General features: G+C 71.5%; 18 protein-coding genes. 7 read left to right on the top strand and 11 right to left on the bottom strand.

Going from position 1 to position 19,799, the window contains the following annotated elements; all coding sequences use genetic code 11:
• Positions 1 to 230: 230 nt before the first annotated feature.
• The 3 genes from F1C12_RS11760 to F1C12_RS11750 are packed head-to-tail and all read right to left on the bottom strand — an operon-like array spanning position 231 to position 2,710.
• Positions 231 to 1,226 (bottom strand): sensor histidine kinase, encoded by a 996-nt coding sequence (locus F1C12_RS11760; RefSeq protein ID WP_185275192.1) that lies wholly within the window; start codon positions 1,224 to 1,226, stop codon positions 231 to 233.
• A 10-nt stretch (positions 1,227 to 1,236) separates the two neighbouring features.
• Positions 1,237 to 1,902, bottom strand: coding sequence for a response regulator transcription factor (locus F1C12_RS11755; protein ID WP_185275191.1), 666 nt, complete (start codon positions 1,900 to 1,902; stop codon positions 1,237 to 1,239).
• A 10-nt stretch (positions 1,903 to 1,912) separates the two neighbouring features.
• Positions 1,913 to 2,710, bottom strand: a complete 798-nt coding sequence (locus F1C12_RS11750) for a phosphatase PAP2 family protein (protein ID WP_185275190.1) — start codon at positions 2,708 to 2,710, stop codon at positions 1,913 to 1,915.
• A gap of 133 nt (positions 2,711 to 2,843) precedes the next feature.
• Between F1C12_RS11750 and F1C12_RS11745 the strand changes: the two genes are divergently transcribed.
• The 3 genes from F1C12_RS11745 to F1C12_RS11735 are packed head-to-tail and all read left to right on the top strand — an operon-like array spanning position 2,844 to position 5,045.
• Positions 2,844 to 3,623, top strand: a complete 780-nt coding sequence (locus tag F1C12_RS11745; RefSeq protein ID WP_185275189.1) for a COG4705 family protein — start codon at positions 2,844 to 2,846, stop codon at positions 3,621 to 3,623.
• A 53-nt stretch (positions 3,624 to 3,676) separates the two neighbouring features.
• A complete protein-coding gene (locus tag F1C12_RS11740) occupies positions 3,677 to 4,462 on the top strand; it encodes a hypothetical protein (protein ID WP_258045861.1) in 786 nt (261 codons plus the stop codon).
• Between the two features lie 49 nt (positions 4,463 to 4,511).
• Positions 4,512 to 5,045, top strand: a complete 534-nt coding sequence (locus tag F1C12_RS11735; RefSeq protein WP_185275188.1) for an AAA family ATPase — start codon at positions 4,512 to 4,514, stop codon at positions 5,043 to 5,045.
• Here F1C12_RS11735 and F1C12_RS11730 read toward each other — a convergent pair.
• Together F1C12_RS11730 and F1C12_RS11725 are read right to left on the bottom strand one after the other, a co-directional pair.
• On the bottom strand, positions 5,042 to 6,439 hold the full coding sequence (locus F1C12_RS11730; protein WP_258045860.1) for an APC family permease: 1,398 nt from the start codon (positions 6,437 to 6,439) through the stop codon (positions 5,042 to 5,044). The two genes, F1C12_RS11735 and F1C12_RS11730, sit on opposite strands and share 4 nt — an antisense overlap.
• A gap of 180 nt (positions 6,440 to 6,619) precedes the next feature.
• Positions 6,620 to 7,627, bottom strand: a complete 1,008-nt coding sequence (locus F1C12_RS11725; protein WP_185275186.1) for a PHP domain-containing protein — start codon at positions 7,625 to 7,627, stop codon at positions 6,620 to 6,622.
• Between the two features lie 84 nt (positions 7,628 to 7,711).
• On the opposite strand from F1C12_RS11725, the gene acs reads away from it, so the two are divergent.
• A complete protein-coding gene (gene acs / locus F1C12_RS11720) occupies positions 7,712 to 9,691 on the top strand; it encodes an acetate--CoA ligase (RefSeq protein WP_185275185.1) in 1,980 nt (659 codons plus the stop codon).
• 6 nt (positions 9,692 to 9,697) lie between these two features.
• Here the strand turns inward: acs and F1C12_RS11715 are convergent, their stop codons facing one another.
• Positions 9,698 to 10,456: a FadR/GntR family transcriptional regulator gene (locus F1C12_RS11715; RefSeq protein ID WP_185275184.1), complete on the bottom strand. Its 759-nt coding sequence runs from the start codon at positions 10,454 to 10,456 to the stop codon at positions 9,698 to 9,700.
• Positions 10,457 to 10,570: 114 nt separating this feature from the next.
• Between F1C12_RS11715 and F1C12_RS11710 the strand changes: the two genes are divergently transcribed.
• Genes F1C12_RS11710 through F1C12_RS11700 form a run of 3 tightly spaced genes read left to right on the top strand, consistent with a single transcriptional unit; the run spans position 10,571 to position 13,748 of the window.
• The gene (locus F1C12_RS11710) at positions 10,571 to 11,491 is read left to right on the top strand and encodes a carbon-nitrogen hydrolase family protein (protein ID WP_185275183.1); all 921 of its coding nucleotides are present in this window, start codon (positions 10,571 to 10,573) and stop codon (positions 11,489 to 11,491) included.
• Positions 11,492 to 11,502: 11 nt separating this feature from the next.
• Positions 11,503 to 12,960, top strand: a complete 1,458-nt coding sequence (locus tag F1C12_RS11705; RefSeq protein WP_185275182.1) for an APC family permease — start codon at positions 11,503 to 11,505, stop codon at positions 12,958 to 12,960.
• Between the two features lie 2 nt (positions 12,961 to 12,962).
• Positions 12,963 to 13,748 (top strand): carbon-nitrogen hydrolase family protein, encoded by a 786-nt coding sequence (locus tag F1C12_RS11700; RefSeq protein WP_185275181.1) that lies wholly within the window; start codon positions 12,963 to 12,965, stop codon positions 13,746 to 13,748.
• Positions 13,749 to 13,780: 32 nt separating this feature from the next.
• On the opposite strand, the gene F1C12_RS11695 is transcribed toward F1C12_RS11700, so the two are convergent.
• The 5 genes from F1C12_RS11695 to F1C12_RS11675 form a co-directional block, all read right to left on the bottom strand.
• A complete protein-coding gene (locus F1C12_RS11695; protein ID WP_185275180.1) occupies positions 13,781 to 14,641 on the bottom strand; it encodes a serine/threonine-protein kinase in 861 nt (286 codons plus the stop codon).
• A complete protein-coding gene (gene glgX, locus F1C12_RS11690) occupies positions 14,638 to 16,680 on the bottom strand; it encodes a glycogen debranching protein GlgX (protein WP_185275179.1) in 2,043 nt (680 codons plus the stop codon). Before glgX ends, F1C12_RS11695 begins: the two co-directional genes overlap by 4 nt.
• 92 nt (positions 16,681 to 16,772) lie before the next feature.
• Entirely contained in the window at positions 16,773 to 17,546 is a 774-nt protein-coding gene (locus F1C12_RS11685) for a glucosamine-6-phosphate deaminase (protein WP_185275178.1), read from the bottom strand.
• Positions 17,546 to 18,934, bottom strand: a complete 1,389-nt coding sequence (locus F1C12_RS11680) for a 6-phospho-beta-glucosidase (protein WP_185275177.1) — start codon at positions 18,932 to 18,934, stop codon at positions 17,546 to 17,548. Before F1C12_RS11680 ends, F1C12_RS11685 begins: the two co-directional genes overlap by 1 nt.
• Positions 18,931 to 19,704, bottom strand: a complete 774-nt coding sequence (locus F1C12_RS11675) for a DeoR/GlpR family DNA-binding transcription regulator (protein WP_185275176.1) — start codon at positions 19,702 to 19,704, stop codon at positions 18,931 to 18,933. The genes F1C12_RS11680 and F1C12_RS11675 overlap by 4 nt, the downstream gene beginning before the upstream one ends.
• Positions 19,705 to 19,799: the final 95 nt, after the last annotated feature.

Here is a 19,799-nt window from a genome sequence, read left to right as displayed (position 1 = left end):
CGCCCTCGAATCTCCGGAACTACGGTCATTCACGGCCCTCTTCCGCCGAACTCTCCGGAATTGGGCGCGGTGCCGGTAACTCCGGAGTTCTGCGGCGACACGCCGCTCGGGAGTCCGTAACTCCGGACATTCCAGAGGCTGCGGGGCGAATCTCCGGAGTTCCGGACATCCCGTGGCGGGATGGCGGGGTGGCGGGATCGAGGGCCGGCGGGATGTGGCCGGTGGGCCGCTCAGCGGGCCGGGAGGCGCAGCTCGAGGGCCGTGCCCTCCGGGCCCGTCGAGGCCACCCGCACCTCGCCGCCGTGGCGGACCGCGACCTCCCGCACCAGGGCCAGCCCGATCCCGAAGCCCGAGCGGGAGCGGCCGGGGGCCGTCGGCGCGCTCGGCGCGGCGCGGGCGAACCGGTCGAAGATCCGTGCCGGGTCGATGCCCTGGATGCCGGGGCCCTGATCCGCGACCGTCAGGTACGCCGAGCGCCCCTCCCGCCGGATCGTCGCCGTCACCACGCCGCCGGAGGGGGAGTGCGCGACCGCGTTGTCGAGCAGCGCCGTCGCGCAACGCTGCAGCGTCGTCGCCGGGACATCGCTGGCGACTTCGTCGCGCACCTCCAGCCGCACCTCCACCCCGGCCTGCTCCGCGAGCACCCCGAGGGAGTCGACCGCTCGCCGCACCGGCTCGGCCAGCGGGACGGGTCCGTCCGACGCCGCAGCGCGCTCGCGTTCGGGGTCCGCGGCGAGCAGCAGATCGTTCACGACCTCGATCAGCGTGCGGGTGTCATCGCGCAGCTCGGCCACCGTCGCCGTCGACGGGTCGCCGTCCGGGAGGCCGCGCTGCAGCACCTGGAGGCGCGCGTCCAGCACCGCCAGCGGCGTGCGGAGCTCGTGGCTGGCGTCCGCGACGAAGTCCCGCTGCCGGCGCAGCGCCTCCCCGAGCGGACGCACCGCGCGCCGTGTGACGACCACCGCGAGCACGCCCGCGACGACCACCGCCAGCACTCCGACCACGATGAACGCGATCATCGCGTCCACGGTGTCGATGTAGATCTTGTGCTCGCCGGGACGCGGGGCCTCCTGCAGTTCCTTCGGCTGGAGCTGGTCGAGGACGAAGAAGAACGCCACCCCGATCGCCGCGACGACCAGAGCGCCGGACGCGATCGTGAGCTGGAGTCCGACCGTCCGCGAGGCGCGGCGGACTTCCCGGAAGTCGACGTCGTCCCGTCTGGTCATGAGTGCCGCCTCACAGCTGCCCCAGCCGGTAGCCCTCGCCGCGCACGGTCGCGATGATCTCGGGATCGGTCTTCCGCCGCAGGTAGTGCACGTAGGTGTCCACGGTGCCGGGCTGCTCGTCCGCCTCGAATACGGCCTCCAGGATGTGCGCGCGCGAGAATGTCCGCAGCGGGCTCTCCGCCAGCAGCCGCAGCAGGTCGGACTCCCGCTCGGTCAGCTGGATGCGCCCCTCGTAGGGCGAGTAGATGCTGCGGCTCTCCGGGTAGAACCTCCACTCGCCGACCGGCAGCTCGCGGCCCTCGCCGGTGTAGGTCCGGGTCAGCGCCCGCAGCCGCGCCAGCAGCTCGTCGAACTCGAACGGCTTGACGAGGTAGTCGTTCGCTCCGGCGTCCAGGCCTTCGACGCGGTCCCGGAGGGCGCCGAGCGCCGTGAGCATGATGATCGGCGCGACGACGCGGCCGTCGCGCAGCTTGCCGACGAGGGTCACGCCGTCGATGCCCGGCAGCCGGCGGTCGACGACCATCGCGTCGAAGCGCTCGCCGAGCCCGGCCGCCAGCCCGGCCTCCCCGTCGACAACGCGCGTCACGTCGTAGGACTCCGACAGCACCTGCTCGATCAGCGGGCCGAGGCGCGCGTCGTCCTCGACGAGCAGCACGCGCAGTCGGGTGGCCTCCATGTCGTTCAACTTATCGCGGCCTCCGCGGTTCGCGACGGTCGCGCGGGTCGAGCCCCGGACCGATCAGCCCCGGGCCGATGAGAGGGATCCGCTCCACCGCGGGCGCGATCAGCCGCAGGACGCCGAGCACCAGGAGGACGGCCGCCGTCGCGTAGACGAGCGACGCCAGCACGTCGGACGGGTTGTGCACGCCGAGGTAGACGCGCGAGAACGCGGTGACTAGCGCGATGACCACCGCGACGGCGATCAGCGGCTTCCGGAGCCGGCCGTGCCCGAACGCGATCAGCAGCGCGAGGCCGAGCGCGACGGCGAAGCTGGTGTGCCCGCTCGGGAAGCTGAACCCCCTGTCCGTGAGGACGTGGTGCGGGAGGTCCACCGGCAGCGGGCGCGGACGCCGCACGATGTCCTTGACGACGGTGCTGCCCAGCCACGGGAGGAGCGCGAGCGCGGCGAACGCCAGCGCCGGCGCGAGCCTCCGCCGGGCGAGCCAGGTCGCCGCGGAGATCACGGCCACGATCAGCAGGGCCGCGACCGGCGAGAACAGGACGGAGTCCGTCAGGGTCACAGCGTCGAGGAACGGCGTGCGTGCGGACTCGACGGTGCGGATAACGCCGAGGTCCCACGCGGTGATGGCAGGGGACGCCACGATCGCGAGCCCGGCGAGGACCACCAGGAGGATGACGGTGAGCGGGAGGACGATGCCGCGCGCTGCGGCGGCGTCGGCGCTGTGCAGGTGCGTGGACGGCGTGGAGGTGCGCCGGGCCGTGCCGTCTCCGGTGCGCGCGCGGCGGGGTGTGGTTGCGGTCATGGATCCCTCCTCGACCATCCAGCCTCCGCGCCGCCTCCCCAGATGCCGCTAAGGATCCCAAATCCGCTCCCAGCGCCCAGCCCGGCCCGGTCCTCTCAGAGGATTCTGGGAGGCGCTGCGGAATGCTGGCGGGATGCTCCGCAACAAGGTCCCCGCCGTCACCGCGCTGTTCTGGGTCACCAAGCTGCTGACCACCGCGATGGGGGAGACGACCTCCGACTTCCTGGTCAAGAACTACGACCCGGTCATCGCCGTGATCGCCGCGTTCGTGGTGTTCGCCGCCGCGCTGGTGCTCCAGTTCGCGGTGCGCCGCTACATCCCGTGGGTGTACTGGCTGACCGTGCTGATGGTGGCGGTGTTCGGCACGATGGTGGCCGACGTGATGCACATCGTCATCGGCATCCCGTACCTGGTGTCGACGATCGTGTTCGCGATCGTGCTGGCCGCGGTGTTCGTCGTCTGGTACCGCACGCAGCGGACCCTGTCGGTGCACCACATCGACACGCGCGCCCGGGAGTTCTTCTACTGGTGCGCCGTCCTCGCGACCTTCGCGCTCGGCACGGCGGTCGGCGACCTCACCGCGACGACGTTCGGCCTCGGCTACCTGGTATCCGGGATCCTGTTCGGCGTGCTGTTCGCCATTCCGGGCGTCGCGTACCGCTGGTGGGGGTTCGGCGCGACCGCCGCCTTCTGGACCTCATATGTTCTGACCCGCCCGTTCGGAGCCTCGATCTCGGACTGGCTGGCCGTCTCGCACGCGCGTGGAGGCCTCGACCTGGGCACGGGACCGGTCAGCCTGGTGCTCTTCGCGGCCATCGTCGTGTGCGTCGTGGTGATGAGCGTCCGCCGCCCGGTCGACCCGGGTGCGACGGCCGCCGAAGGGCACGTGCGCGCGCCGCTCCCAGCCGAGTGACGGCGCGACTCCCGGGTTCCCTTAAAGCGAGCCGCTGGTACCCTCGATCGGGTATGACGTCCGCGGAACCCCCTCGCATGCGCGGCCGCCGCTCGGCAGGCCGTCGCGCCGCCGTACCCGCGGCGAGGCGGTCGAGCGCTGCGGAGCCGCCCCGGACCGCGTCCGCACCCCGCCGCAGGCGCCGCCCGCTGCAGCTCCCGCTCCACCACCGCCTCGGCGTCTCCCTCGCGGTGATCGCGCTGGTCTGCGGCTTCTCCATCGTGCCGACGGACGCCGCGCTCGCCGCGACCGTGATCGGCCCGGACGCCACGACCCTTGCGCCGGGCGCTCCCGCGTCGGAGGCCGTACAGCACCTCCTGGTGGACGCCACGATCGGCGCCCCCGTCGTGGACCGCGACACCCTCGGCGCGACGGACAGCATCGAGAGCCTCGCCCGCATCGGCACGAACGAGTCGTGGGCGGAGCTGGTGCTGATGTTCGGCGGCTGGCCGACGACCAAGGCCAACGTGGACTTCATGCTGCGCTGGATGCGCCAGGAGAACGGCCCGCCGGACTGGTGGAACCGTAACAATCCTCTCAACAACGGCTACGGCTCGGGAGGCGGCGCCGGTCTCGGCAGCTACCCCGACCTGGTGACGGCCGCGAAGTACTGCGCCGAGAACCTGCAGCGCGGCTACCCGGCCGTCGTCGCCGGACTCACGGCCGGCACGAGCGCCGACGTGACGGCGGCCGCGATCTGGGCCTCCCCGTGGGCGGGGAGCCACTACGGCTACGGCTCGCACTGGAGCACGTCCCCCGTCCAGATCGTGACGGCCCCCGCCTCCGCCTGGGGCAACTAGCCGGCAGCGGCGACCGGCTCCTGGCGTCACCCGACGCCAGAATGAAGCCATGCTGATCGTGATGGCCGGGCTCCCCGGCTCTGGCAAGAGCACTGTCGCCGGCGAACTCGCGCGAGCGCTCGGGTGCACGCTGCTCTCGGTCGATCCCATCGAGGCGGCACTGTGGCGCTCCGGGATCGACCGCGCGCAGCCGACCGGGCTCGCCGCCTACGTCGTCGCGGAGGACCTCGCCCGGGAACAGCTGCTGGTCGGCAACGACGTTCTGGTCGACGCGGTGAACGACGTGGAGGAGGCCCGTGGCCAGTGGACGTCGCTCGCCGCGGACCTCGCGGCGCCGCTGACCTTCATCGAAGTCTTCTGCGGCGACCCGGCGACGCACCGGCGACGGCTGGGCGAGCGACGGAGGGACATCGCCGGGTTCCCCGAACCGACCTGGGAGTCCGTCGTCGCGCGGCAGGAGAACTTCCGCCGCTGGGGCGACGCCCGGCTGCGGCTGGACTCGATGCGGCCCGTGCCGGAGATCGTCGCCGAGGCGCTCGCCGCCATCGAGTGCGTTCGGCGGCCGGGCTCCGACAGTCTCTAGCTGCGGACTTCGGACGGCGCGCCCTCGCGGGTGATGATCGCGGCGTCGCCGTCCTCGTCCAGCTTCACGCCGAGGCGCTTGCGGAAGGCGCGGGTCAGCACGAGCAGCGTGACGATGCCGATGGCCAGCCAGATCAGGCCGTAGGTGAGCGCGTCGAGGTGGAGGTTGGCCCAGAGCACGCCGGTCAGCACCATCCCGATCGCCGGCAGCACGATGTTGCGCACGATCTGCTTCGCGCCGCGCACCTGCCGCTTGCGGATCGCGAAGTGGATGATGACCGTCGCGTTGACGACCGTGAAGGCGATGAGCGCGCCGAAGTTGATCATCGAGGACACGAATTCGAGCGTGAACGCCGCCGCCAGCATCGACACCGCGCCGACGAGCAGCACGGCGACGGCCGGCGTGCGGTACTTCGGGTGCACGAACGACAGCACGCGCGAGATGCGGCCGTTGCCGTTGCGTGCCATCACGTAGATCATCCGCGAGACGCTGGCGTGCGACGCCAGGCTGGAGGCCACCGCCGCCGCGACCGCGGCCGAGATGAACAGGATCTGGAAGAACAGACCGCCGGTCTTGAGCGCGATCTCCGGCAGCGTGTCGTCGGTGAAGTGGAACCCGGCCAGGGTCGGGAAGCGCGACTGCGCGAACCATGCCGCGACGAAGAAGATCGCGCCGCCGATCATCAGCGCGAGCACGATCGCCTTCGGCACCGTGCGGGTGTCCTTGGCCTCCTCGGTGTACATCGTGATCGCGTCGAAGCCGATGAACGAGAAGCAGACGACGGTCGCGCCGCCGATCACCGCGCCGAGGTGCACGCCCTCGTGGAACAGCGGCGCCAGGCTGAAGGCGGTCCCGTTGCCCGCGCCGCCGCTCAGCGACGCCCACGTCAGCGCCACGAACACGGCGATGAGCACGATCTGGAAGGCGACCAGGACGCCGTTGACCTTCGACGTGGAGGACATGCTGAACAGGTTCATCGCCGTGATCGCCGCCACGTAGCCGACGACCCAGATCCAGCCGGGCACCTGCGGGAAGAACGACTCCAGGTAGAGGCGCACGATCAGCGCGTTGACGAGCGGCAGCAGCAGGTAGTCCAGCAGCGACGACCAGCCGACGAGGAAGCCGACATTCGGGTGGATGGTCTCCGACGCGTACGTGTACGCCGATCCGGCCGAGGGGAAGACCCGCGTCATCCGGCCGTAGCTCACCGCGGTGAACACCATCGCCACCAGCGCGAAGAGGTACGCGGACGGCACGACCCCGTTGGTCTCTCCGGTGACGATCCCGAACGTGTCGAACACGGTCATCGGGGTCATGTAGCCGAGTCCGAGGCCGACGATCGCCCAGAGGCCGAGGTTCCGGCGGAGTGCGGTGGGTGCGGGGTTGGTGGACACGCGAGCTCCTTCGCTGCAGGTCGGGGACGTGCCATAGTAAGCCCACTCCGCAACGAAATCCGAATCGACAACGACGGATCGCATACCACATCGGGCCTTTTCACCACGGAATACGTGGTGATTCGGCGTTTCGGGTGCCGATTCCGATAGTCGGCAGAATCGGCCTCCTGGGGGCCGGCGCTAGTTCGCCAGCCACTCCCGCAGCCGCGGCAGCGGCCAGGTCGTCACGATGCGCTCCGCCGGCACCCCGTTCGCCGCCGCCCGCGCCGCTCCGTAGGCCAGGAAGTCGAGCTGCCCCGGCGCGTGCGCGTCGGTGTCGATCGAGAACAGGCAGCCCGCCGCGAGGGCGCGCTGGATGAGGTCGTCCGGCGGGTCCTGCCGCTCGGGCCGCGAGTTGATCTCGACAGCGACATTGTTCTCCACGCACGCCGCGAACACGGCGTCGGCGTCGAACTCGCTCTGCGGCCGGGTGCCGCGCGAGCCCTGGACGAGCCGCCCGGTCATATGACCCAGCACGTTCGTGTGCGGCGCGCGGATGCCGCCGAGCATCCGGGCGGTCATGGTCCGGCTGTCCGCGCGCAGCTTGGAGTGCACGCTGGCGACCACGACGTCCAGCCGGTCGAGGAGGGCGGGCGTCTGGTCGAGCGTGCCGTCCTCCAGGATGTCGACCTCGATGCCGGTCAAGAGGGTGACGCCGCCGGTGTCGAGCCCAGCGATGATGTCGAGCTGCTCCTCCAGCCGCTCGGCGCTCAGGCCGCTCGCGACCGTGAGCGTGGGGGAGTGGTCGGTGATGGCCTGGTACTCGCGGCCGAGCGTGGCGGCGGCCGCGGCCATGACCTCGATCGGCACCGTGCCGTCCGACCACTCGGTGTGGCTGTGGAGGTCGCCGCGCAGCTGGGCGCGCAGCTCCGCGCCGCCGGCGTCGAGCGGCTCCGCATTGCGTTCGCGCAGGTCGGCGAGATAGGCGGGCACCTCCCCGTCGACGGCCTGCGAGATGACCTGGAAGGTGCGGTCGCCGATTCCCTTCGTGCGCTTCAGCCGCCCGTCCGCGACGCGCGCCGCGACCTCGTCCGCCCCGAGCGGTGCGATGATCGCGGCGGCCTTGCGGAACGCCTGGACTTTGAAAGACGGAGCGAGCTCGCGCTCCAGCCAGAAGGCGATCTCGTTCAGCGCTGCGACCGGTTCCATGACCACATGCTCCCACCGCGCGGCGGTTACGGGGGATTACGCGGGCCGCGGCCGGCCGGGGAGGCCGCCGCTAGCGTCGTCAGGGTGAGCAGCGCGATCGAGAACCTGGGCCGCGAGTCCCGCCTGTACGAGCCGAGCCCGGAGTTCGCCGCTCAGGCCAACGTCGGAGCGGACGTGTTCGCCGAGGCCGCCGCCGACCCGGTCGCCTTCTGGGAGCGGCAGGCAGCCCGCCTCGACTGGGCGGAGCGCTGGCACTCCCCGCACACCTGGGAGCCGGCGACGCCCGGCCCGGATGGGGAGCTCAGCATCCCGCGCGCCGAGTGGTTCGCCGGCGGGAGGCTGAACGCAGCCGTCAACTGCGTCGACCGCCACGTCGCCGCCGGGAACGGCGACCGGGTCGCGCTGCACTTCGAGGGCGAGCCGGGCGACCGCGAGACGGTCACGTACGCCGACCTCCAGCGCCGCGTCGCCCAGGCCGCCAACGCCCTGACCGCGCTCGGCGTCGGGACGGGCGACCGTGTCGTCGTCTACCTGCCGGTGCTCGTGGAGACCGTCGTCATCACCCTCGCCATCGCCCGCGTCGGCGCCATCCACTCGCTCGTCTTCGGCGGGTTCTCGGCGGAGGCGCTACGGTTCCGGGTGGAGGACACCGGGGCGAAACTGCTGGTGACCTCCGACGGGCAGTTCCGCCGCGGCGCGGCCGTGCCGGTGAAGGCGCAGGCGGACGCCGCGGTCGCGGGCGACAACGCGATCGAGCACGTCCTCGTCGTGCGCCGTACCGGTGAGCTCACCCCGGACATCCCGTGGACCCCTGGCCGCGACGTCTGGTGGCACGACGTCGTCGACACCGCCGCGACCGATCACGAGCCCGAGTTCTTCGACGCCGAGACGCCGCTCTTCATCATCTACACCTCCGGCACGACCGGACGGCCCAAGGGCGTCGTCCACACCACCGGTGGCTACCTCACCCAGGCGTCGTGGAGCCACTGGGCGCTCTTCGACGCGAAGGACTCCGACGTCTACTGGTGCACCGCCGACCTCGCCTGGGTGACCGCGCACACCTACGTGCTGTACGGGCCGCTGTCCAACGGCGCGACCTCCGTCATCTACGAGGGGACGCCGAACGCCCCCACCACAGCCCGGCACTTCGAGATCATCGAGCGCTACGGCGTGACGACGTACTACACCGCGCCCACGCTCATCCGCACCTTCATGAGCTGGTTCCCGGACGGCGTGGCCGCGGCCGGCGACTGGGACCTCTCCAGCATCCGGCTGCTCGGGACCGTCGGGGAGGCCATCAACCCGGAGGTCTGGGTCTGGTTCCGCGAGCAGCTCGGCGCCGGCCGCGCGCCCGTGGTGGACACCTGGTGGCAGTCGGAGTCCGGCGCCGCCATCGTCGCCCCGCTGCCGGGCGTCACCGCGCTGAAGCCCGGCTCGGCGACCGTGGCGGTGCCCGGCGTGACCGTCCGGGTCGTGGACGAGCGCGGGGATGACGTGCCGCGAGGCGCCGGCGGCTCCATCGTCATCGACGGCACCTGGCCGGCGATGTCGCGCACGGTCTGGGGCGATCCCGAGCGTTACCGCGACTCGTACTGGCGCGCGTTCGCCGACCGCGGCTACTTCCTCGCGGGCGACGGCGCGGCCGTGGACGACGACGGCTACCTCTGGCTGCTCGGGAGGCTGGACGACGTGATCAACGTCTCCGGCCACAGGCTCTCCACCATCGAGATCGAGTCGGCGCTGGTCGCGCATCCGTCTGTGGCGGAGGCCGCGGTGGTCGGCGTCGGCGACGCGACGACCGGCCAGGCGGTGGCGGCGTTCGTCATCCCGGCCGGCGCCGCGCCGGACGCCGCGGGCCTGCGCGACCAGGTCGCCCGTGCGATCGGCGCGATCGCGAAGCCGCGACATGTCGTGGTCGTCGACGACCTCCCGAAGACCCGCTCGGGCAAGATCATGCGCCGCCTGCTGGTCGACCTCTTCGACGGGAGGCCGCTCGGCGACACGACCTCCCTGCAGGACGAGACGGTGCCGGGACGGATCGCGGAGGTCCTGGCGGCCCGCTGAGGCCGGTCAGTCCTGCTCCAGCCCCACGAACATGGTCTCGTGCAGCACGGCGACGTGCCGTTCGGCGAGAGCGACGGCGGCCTCCGGGTCGTGCCCGCGGATCGCGGCGGCCAGGGCGGCGTGCTCCGCGTTGACCTCATGCAGGTAGGCGATCGGGTACGGGATGAAGTACGCGTAGAGCCGGCGCAGCGTCTCCTCGTACAGCACGGCGAGCGCCGGGCGGCCGGCCGCGCGCGCCACGGCCAGGTGGAAGCGCTCGTCCGCGGCGTGGTAGTCGGTCCAGTCCTGGGCGGCGGAGGCCGCGGCGACGGCGGCGTCCAGCTCGGCGAGGTCCTCGTCGGTGGCGGAGACCGCGGCCAGGTGGCTCAGGCTCGTCTCGGCGAGCAGTCGCTGGTCGATCAGCCGGTGCACCTGCTCGGCGTCGGCACGATACGTCTCGACGGCGGAGCCGGTCCCGGCGACGGCCGGCGAGGCCTCCGCGACGAACGTGCCGCCCGAGCGGCCGCGCACGCGCCGCAGCAGCCCCTCCTCGGCCAGGCTCTTGATCGCGCGGCGGGCGGTGATCTCGCTGACGTCGAGGGCTGCGGCCACGTCCGCGTCGCTCGGCAGCTGCTCGCCCGGCGCGAGCAGCCGGAGCTCGACCGCCAGGGCGATGCGCGCGCGAACCGTGTCGACCGCCGAGAGCCGCGTGATCCCGGCCACGGCGGGACCCGTCAATGCGGGCACGGCCGTGTGTTTCAGCGTGCCGGGAGCGTCGCCGGTCATGGCGTCCAGCATAGGGAGGTCACCCGGGCTGGACAAATTCGATCATATTGATCTATTTTGTTTCCCAGTACTTCCTCATATTCGCCTCACCCGTCCCGACCAATGGAGGTCCCCATGCCGGGTCAGCTCCCCGTCGCCGGCGTCCAAGCCGCACCCCGCCCGATCGGCGCCGGCCTCGCGCCGTTCGCCGCCGACGTCGCCCGCCACGCGGCGGCGGGCGCGCGTCTCGTCGTCTACCCCGAGCTCCACTTGTTCGGAGCCGACCACCTTCCGGAGGGCGAGCGGAACGCCGCCCTCGACGCGTCGGCCGTGCGGCTCGACGACGAGCTGGTGCGCGCACTCGGCGCGATCGCCGCCGACGCGGGCGTCTGGCTCGTCCCCGGCAGCGTCTGCGAACGCGGTCCGGGCGGCGAGCTCTTCAACACCGCGCTGGCCTTCGGTCCGGACGGCGCGCTCGCCGCGAGCTACCGCAAGATCTTCCCGTGGCGGCCGTTCGAACCCTACGTGCCCGGCGACCGCTTCGTCGTCTTCGACCTCGACGGCAGCACCGTCGGACTCGACATCTGCTACGACGCCTGGTTCCCCGAGGTCAGCAGGCACCTGGCCTGGCTCGGGGCGGAGGTCATCGTGAACGTCGTGAAGACCACCACGCCCGACCGCGAGCAGGAGGTCGTGCTCGCGCGGGCCAACTCCATCGCGAACCAGGTCTTCACGGTGAGCGTCAACACCGCCGGTCCGGTCGGGCGCGGCCGCTCGATCGTCGTCGACCCGGAGGGCGCCGTCCTCGCGGAGTCGGCAGGAGACGAGGAGACCGTCTTCGCGCTCGCCCTCGACCTCGACCAGGTCGCCCACGTCCGGGAGCACGGCACCGCCGGCGTCAACCGGATGTGGTCGCAGTTCCGTCCAGAGGACGCGGCGATCCCGCTGCCGCTGTACGCGGGCCGCATCGACCCCCGTGACTGGGCCGTCCGGTCGCGGGCCGTCCAGGCCCGCGCCATCCCGAGCACCACCTCCTCCCGTCAGCCTCTCCTGTGAAGGATCCCGGCATGTCCACTGCTCCCGCCTCCGCCTCCGCCCAGCCGTCGCTGGCCCGGACGCTCCGCCTCCCGTCGCTCGTCCTGTTCGGCCTGGCGTACATGACGCCGCTCATCGTCCTCGGGATCTTCGGCGTCGTCGCCGAGACCACCGGCGGCGCGAGCGCGTCCGCCTACCTCGTCGCGCTGGTCGCGATGCTGTTCACGGCCTCCAGCTATGGCAGGATGGCCGCCGCCTACCCCGTCGCCGGGTCGGCCTACACGTACGTCCGCCGCACGATCGACCCGCGCGTCGGCTTCCTGGTCGGCTGGGCCGTGATGCTCGACTACCTGTTCCTGCCCATGGTCATCTGGCTCATCGGCGCCGCCTACCTGGAGGCGCAGTTCCCCGGCGTGCCGGGATGGGTGTGGATCCTCGGCTTCATCATCGTCACCACGCTGCTGAACATCCTCGGCATCAAGGTCGCGGACCGGACGAACTACATCCTGATGGCGTTCCAGGTGCTCGTGATCGTCGTGTTCGTCGGGCTCTCGATCGGCTCCGTCGTCGCGCACCAGGGTGCGGGCGGTCTGATCTCCGCTGGTCCGTTCGTCAATCCGACCGCGACGTTCCAGGGCGTGACCGCCGGCGCCGCCATCGCGGCCTACTCGTTCCTCGGCTTCGACGCCGTGACCACCTTCACGGAGGAGACGATCGAGCCCCGCAAGACGGTTCCGCGGGCCATCCTGCTCATCGCCCTGATCGGCGGCGTGATCTTCATCCTGGTGTCGTACACCACCCAGCTCGTCCACCCCGGAGGCGCGTTCCACGACTCGTCCTCGGCGGCGTTCGACATCGCCATCACCATCGGAGGCAACGTCTTCGGTTCGATCTTCATCGCGGGCCTCGTGGTCGCCCAGTTCGCCTCCGGCCTCGCCGCCCAGGCCTCCGCCGCCCGCCTGATGTTCGCGATGGGCCGCGACGGCGCACTGCCGCGCAAGGTGTTCGGCGAGATCAGCCGCCGCTTCCGCTCGCCGGTGGTCAACCTGGTGATCATCGGCGTGGTCGGGCTGGTGGCGATGTTCCTCGACGTCGCGACCTCCACCTCGTTCATCAACTTCGGCGCGTTCGTCGCCTTCACGATGGTGAACGTGTCGGTGATCGTCTACTACTTCCGCCAGCGCCGGGCGGGCCAGCGGCACAACGCGGTCCTGTATCTGGTGGTGCCCGCGATCGGCGCGATCATCACCGGCTACCTGCTGACCCGGCTGGACATCAACGCGATCGTCCTCGGACTGAGCTGGCTCGTCCTCGGCGTGATCGTGCTGGCGATCGTGACGAAGGGCTTCCGGCAGCTGCCGCCCGAGATCTCGTACGACGAGGCCGACGGGGACGCGGTGGAGGCCAGGGGGGACGCCGCTCCGGTCGCCGCGTCCGAGGCGGCGCACGTGCACGACGCAGCCCCCGACCCCACCCCCGCGCGGGAGTAGCGGTGCGGCTCGCCCTCGCCCAGCTCGCGTCGGACGACGACGTCGCAGGCAACCTCCGGGCTGTCCGCGACGCCGTCGCGCGCGCGGCGGACCAGGGCGCCGACCTGGTGCTGCTGCCCGAGTACGCGATGTACGAGAAGAAGATGGTGGACGCCACGTTCGCGGGCGCCGCCGAGCCGCTGGACGGCCGGTTCGGGACCGCGGTCGCCGAGCTGGCGGCCTCCCGTGGTGTGGCGATCGTGGCGGGCCTCGTCGAGCAGTCCGCCGACCATGCCGAGCCGCGACCGTTCAACACGCTCGCCGCGTTCGGCGCGGACGGGTCCCTGCTCGCCCGGTACCGCAAGATCCATCTCTTCGACTCGTTCGGGTTCCGCGAGTCCGAGTGGATCGCGCCCGCGCCGGAGCCCGAGCCCGTGGTGTTCGAGGCCGCCGGGATGACGGTCGGGCTGATGACCTGCTACGACTTGCGCTTCCCGGAGCTCGGCCGCGCGCTCGCAGACGCGGGCGCCGAGCTGATCGCCGTGTGCTCGTCCTGGGTGCCTGGGCCGTCCAAGGTCGACCAGTGGCGGACGCTCGCCCGGGCCCGCGCGATCGAGAACGGCTGCTACGCCGCAGCGGTGTCGCAGGCCGAGCCGATCTCGGTGGGGCACAGCCTGCTCGCGGACCCGCACGGGGACGTGCTGGTGGAGGCCGGGGGCGCACCGGAGACGATGCTGGCGGAGGCGGAGCCCGAGGCGGTCGAGTCCGCCAGGGAGCGGGATCCGGCGCTGCGGTTGCGGCGGCTCTGAGCGGAACCAGTCTCAGGACCTGGCGCCCACCCTCAGGACCGGGCGCCCACCGGCGCCGCCGCGAAGATCGCCTCCCGGAACGCCACGGCCAGCTCGGCCGCCGACGGCCGTTCGGCCGGATCGCGTGCCGTCATGGCCCGCAGCAGCCGGGTCCAGTCGTCCGGGAGGTCGTCCGGCACCGGGGGATCGTTCTTCAGCCGAGCGAGTGCGGACTCCACCGCTCCTCCCGGGTAGGTCACGGTCCCGGTGAAGCACTCCAGCAGCACCAGCCCGAGCGAGTAGACGTCGCTGGCGGGGGTCGCGGCCCGGAGCGAGGCCTGCTCGGGGCTGAGGTAGGCGGCCGTCCCCGTCGTGGTCTTGCCCTCCTCCTCCGTCTCCGGCGAGGCGAGGATGCCGCCGGCGATCCCGAAGTCCGTCAGCCGCGCGCGGGCGCGGAACGTCGTCGTGCCGTAGGTCACGAGCATCACGTTCGACGGCTTGATGTCGCGGTGCACGACCCCGTTCGCGTGCACGTACTCCAGGGCCTCCGCGACGTCGTAGGCGATCTCCGCGATCTCCTCCGTGTTCAGCGACCGCTCGCGGAGCGTGGAGGCCAGGTCGCTGCCGGTCACCAGCTCCATCACCAGGAACGGCCGCGGATCCTTCGGCGCCGAGTAGTCGATCCCGGCGTCGATGAGCGACACGATGCCGTGGTGGCTGAGCCGCGCAAGCGCCGTCTGCTCGGTGCGGTACTGCGCCATCTGCTCCTCGGTCGCCGACCGGTACAGCTTGATGGCGACCTCGCGGTCGAGGATCTCGTCCGTCGCGCGGAAGACGACCGCCTCGCCTCCGCGGCCGATGAGGGTCTGCGGGCGGTAGCGGCCGAGCAGGGCCGGGATCTGCTGTTCGCTCATCCTTCGGCCGCCGAGCGGAACAGGGCGAAGGAGGTCTCGCCGACGATCACGCTCTCGCCGTCGTTGAGGGCGAGCTCGGGGTCGCTCGACGACTCCAGCTCCCAGTGCGCGCCCGGCGGGTCGGGCAGCACGAACTCCACACCGTTCGCGGCCGCGTTGAGCAGCAGCAGGAACGAGTCGGCGCCCTCGTGCATGAGCACGAACGCGATCGACCGCGCCTCCGGGTCGCCCCAGTCGTCGTCGGTGAACTGCTCCCCGTCGGCGCGGACGATGCGCACGGTGTCGCGGCTGCCCGCGTCGGGCGCGTGCCGGTACCACTCGGGCCGGAGGGCGGGCTCGGTGCGGCGCAGGCGGATGAGCGCCGCCGTGAACTCGTGCAGTTCCCAGTCGGCGTTCGCCCAGTCGTACCAGGAGATCTCGTTGTCCTGGCAGTAGGCGTTGTTGTTGCCCTGCTGGGTGCGGCCGATCTCGTCGCCGCCGAGGATCATCGGGACGCCGGCCGACAGCAGGACGGTCGCGAGGAGGTTCTTGCGCTGCCGGATGCGGACGGCGACGATCGCCTCGTCGTCGGTGGGGCCCTCGGCGCCGTAGTTGCGGGAGCGGTTGTCGGACTCCCCGTCGCGGTTGTCCTCCCCGTTCGCCTCGTTGTGCTTCTCGTCGTAGCTGGTGAGGTCGGCGAGGGTGAAGCCGTCGTGGGCCGTCACGAAGTTGACGCTCGAGAGCGGCGCGCGGCGGGAGTCCTCGTAGATGTCCGGGCTGCCCAGCACCCGCTGCGAGAGCGTCCCGAGCACGCCGGGGGTGCCGCGCCAGAAGTCGCGCACGTCGTCGCGGAACTTCCCGTTCCACTCCGACCAGTCGGCCGGGAAGCCGCCGAGCTGATACCCGGCGGTGTCCCACGGCTCGGCGATCATCTTCACCCGTGCAAGGACCGGGTCCTGCTGGATGAGCGTGAGGAAAGCGCTGTGCAGACTGGCGTCGCCGCCCTGCCGGGTGAGCGTGGTGGCCAGATCGAACCGGAATCCGTCGATGTGGTAGTCCTCCACCCAGTAGCGGAGGGAGTCCATGATCAGCTGGAGGGCGGCGGGATGGCTGACGTTGACGCTGTTCCCGGTGCCGGTGGTGTCGAAGTAGTGCGCGCGATCGCCCTCCACGAGCCGGTAGTAGGAGGGGTTGTCGATGCCCTTGAAGCTGTACGTCGGGCCGAGGTCGTTGCCCTCCGCGGTGTGGTTGTAGACGACGTCGAGGATGACCTCCAGGCCGGCCGCGTGCAGCGCCTTGACCATCCCCTTGAACTCGTCCACCTGGTGCCCGGTGTCGCCGGTCGCGGCGTACTCGTTGTGCGGAGCGAAGAAGCCGATGGAGTTGTAGCCCCAGTAGTTGCGGAGGCCCTTCTCCTGCAGGTGCGGGTCCTGCACGAACTGGTGCACCGGCATCAGCTCCACCGCGGTGACGCCGAGATTCTTCAGGTACTCGACGGCCGCCGGATGGGCGAGGCCGGCGTAGGTGCCGCGGAACTCCTCCGGCACCCACTCCATGAGCTTGGTGAAGCCCTTCACGTGGGTCTCGTAGATGATGGTCTCGCTGAGCGGCGTGTGCGGCCGCTCGTGGTCGCCCCAGTCGAACTCCTGCGGGTCGACGACGACCCCGAGCGCGACGTGGCCCTTGCCGTTGGTGTCGCTGCGCCGCTTCGGCCGGCCGAGCTGGTGGCCGAACACGGCCTGCGAGTTGTCCCACGAGCCGCTGACCGCGCGGGCACGCGTGGGGAGGAGGACCTTCGCGGGCGAGAACCGGAGGCCGTTGGCGGGATCCCACGGTCCCGCGACCCGGATGCCGTAGCGGGTGCCCGGGACGAGCCCGGCGACGAAGCCGTGGAACACGTGCCCGGTCCGGTTGGGCAGCTCGGTCCGCGTCTCCCGCCCGCGCGCGTCGAAGCGCGAGACGTACACGGTGTCCGCGTTCTCGCTGTAGACGGCGACGTTCGCGCCGCCCTCGACGAGCGTGATGCCGAGCGGATAGGGCGCGGAGCCGTCGCCGCTCACCGGGCGGCCCCGGGGATGAGGCTGCGAGCGGGGTCGCCGAGGAGGGGGCAGGGCTGGGACACGGTGCCTCCGATGATCGGTAGACCGACAGGCTACCTGCGGGCGAGCAAGCGCGGGAAGCGGTTGACAGCGGAGGAGCTGACCGCTATCCGCGACGCGGCGGCCTCGTCCACGACCAGCAGGGCGTCCGGGTGGTCCTGCAGCACGGAGGCCGGGCAGGCCGCGGACGGGCGCCCCTCGACGGCGGCGCGGACCGCCTCCGCCTTCCGCTCCCCGAGCGCGACGAGGACGATCCGGCGTGCCCGCATGATCGTGGCGAGTCCCTGCGTCAGGGCGTGCGTCGGCACATCGGAGGGCGTCGCGAAGAACCGGGCGTTGTCGAGTCTGGTCCGCTCGCTGAGCGCGACGACCCGCGTGCGCGTCGTGAACGCGGATCCCGGCTCGTTGAAGCCGATGTGCCCGTTCGCGCCGATGCCGAGGATCTGGATGTCCACTCCGGACTCCTCGATGGCGCGCTCGTACGCGTCCGCGGCCGCGTCGAGGTCGGCTGCCGCGCCGGCCGGAACGCGCACGGCGCCCGCGCGCATCCGCAGCGGCGTCGTGACCGTGCGGTCGATGACTGCGTTGTAGCTCTGCGGATCGGACGGGTCCAGCCCGACGTACTCGTCCAGGGCGAAGCCGCGGGCCCGCGAGAGGTCGAGCCCGTCGCGCTCGACGCGGCGGCCGAGCGCCGCGTAGGCGCCGAGCGGCGAATCGCCGGTGGCGAGCCCGAGCACCGCGTCCGGGCGCTCGGTCACGACCGCGGCGATCTCCGCCGCCGCTGCCTCGCCGACCTCGGCGGAGGTCGGCAGGACGACGACACGCATCAGCGCCCAGCGGGTGCGAGCGCGTCCACCGCTGCGCCGCCGAAGAGCTCGGCGAGCTGCGGGTGCGCGGCCGTGTAACCGCGGAGCAGCTCGCGCGCGGTCGGGACGCTCTCCACCAGCGGGTGCAGGGCGAAGGCGAGCAGTGCCTCCGACGCGGATCCGGTGAGCGCTGCGGCGATCGCGTGGCGCTCGACCTCCTTGACCTGCGCCATCAGGCCGAGCTGGTGCAGGCTGGGCGCCGGGACGGACAGCGGATGCGCGCCGTTCGCGTCGACCAGGGTGGGCACCTCGATGACGGCGTCGTCCGGGAGGCCGGCGATGGTGCCGCGGTTGCGCACGTTGAGGATCATCGTCGCCTGCTCATTGCGCGTGATCGCGTTCATGACGCCGAGCGCAACGCCCGCATAGCCCTGGTCGGCCAGGTCGGTGGAGGCCTCATGGTGGTGCGCGGGCTCGTCCTGCGTGCCCCCGGTCGCCTCGGCCATATAGGAGGCGCTGCGGCGTTCCACGGTGCGCCGCCACAGGTCCGCCTTGTCGCCGCTGTCGCGGGAGAGCTCCCAGAACTCGGACTGCGTGCGGGCCAGGAAGTCGCCGCGGGTCGTGCCCGCCGCGATCATGGCGCGCACCGCGTCGCGGTTGAAGTAGTAGTAGTACAGGTACTCGTTCGGGATCACGCCGAGTTCGCGGATCCACTCGGCGCCGAAGACCTGGCCCTCCTCGAGCTCGCCGAGCAGCCGGTCGTCGGCGAGGAAGTCCGGCAGGACGTTCCGGCCGTCGTGGTAGACGCCGCGCATCCAGCCCAGGTGGTTGAGTCCGACGTAGTCCATGTGGATGCGGCTCTGGTCGACGCCGAGCGCCGCCGCCACGCGGCGGCCCAGACCGGACGGCGTGTCGCAGATGCCGACGACGCGGTCGCCGAGCACGCCCTGCATCGCTTCGGTGATGATGCCGGCCGGGTTGGTGAAGTTCATCACGAAGGCGTTCGGGGCCAGCCGCGCGATCGTCTCGGCGACGCCGACCATTACCGGCACGGTGCGGAGCGCGTAGGCGATGCCGCCGGGACCGGTGGTCTCCTGGCCGAGCACGCCGAGGTCGAGGGCCACGTGCTCGTCGCAGCGCCGGCCCTCCAGGCCTCCGACGCGGATGGCCGAGAACACGAAGTCGCTGCCGGCGATGGCCTCGTCGAGCGAGGTGGTCGTGGTCAGCCGCGGTGCGCCAGGGGTGCCGGCGGCGAGCTGCGCCAGCAGGGCCGCCATGGTCGTGAGCTTCTCGGTGTCCACATCGTAGAGGCACACCTCGTCGACGCGGGGGCTGCCCGTGTCCCTGAGCATGGCCTGCCAGACGTAGGGCGTGCGGAATCCACCGCCGCCGAGGATGCTCAACTTCACGCGATCACGACCTCTCCGCCGCTGGCGCGGCACAATTCGATGGCTTCGACCGGGGCGCCGTCGGTGGTGACGAGCACGTCGACGTCGGAGAGCGCGCACACGCGGAGCGCGCCCGTCCCGGGGAACTTGGCTTCGCTGGCGAGCAGGACGACCTTGTCGCTCGCCGCGATCATCGCCTGCTTGAGCGGCGTCTCGACGGCCATGTCGTCGACGATCGCTCCTCCCGCCCGGACGCCGGTGCAGGAGAGGAACATGACGTCGGCCGTGATCTGCTGGAGGGACGCCACGGTGAGCGAGCCGACCAGCGTGCGCATGTTGCGGCGGAGCACCCCGCCGAGCAGAACGACCCGTACGGCGCTGTCGTTGCGCAGCTCGTCGAAGACCGCGAGATTCGAGGTGACGACCGTGATGTCCCGTCCGCGCAGCATCCGGGCGAGGAACGGTGTCGTCGTTCCGATGTCCAGCAGGACGACGCTGCCGTCCTGCACGTACGCGAGCGCGGCCTTGGCCAGCCGGACCTTCAGGTCGATGTCGGCACTGTCGTCGTAGGGCGTCTCGGGAGACTCCGTGCCCTCCTGGACCGTCATGCCCGAGCGGAGGACGGCGCCGCCGTAGCTGCGCGTGAGCTCCCCGTTTCGGTCGAGGATCTCGAGGTCGCGGCGGATCGTCGACGGGCTGACGCCGAGCGTCTCGGCCAGCTCGGGGACGCTGGCGGTCCCGCTGGCCCGCAGCTCGTTCAGGATGCGCTGGCGCCGTTCACTCACGATCATGCTCATCACGATAGCCGAAACACGCTCGAAATACGCAAACATGCGCAAAGTTGATCAAACCTGCGCAAGAGTGTTACGTTGTCCCGCATCCCGTC

Source organism: Leifsonia shinshuensis (genome assembly GCF_014217625.1).
GTDB classification, from domain to species: Bacteria; Actinomycetota; Actinomycetes; order Actinomycetales; family Microbacteriaceae; genus Leifsonia; species Leifsonia shinshuensis_A.
The sequence above is the reverse complement of the archived record's forward strand: the minus strand, read 5'-3'. Positions and strand labels throughout refer to the sequence as shown.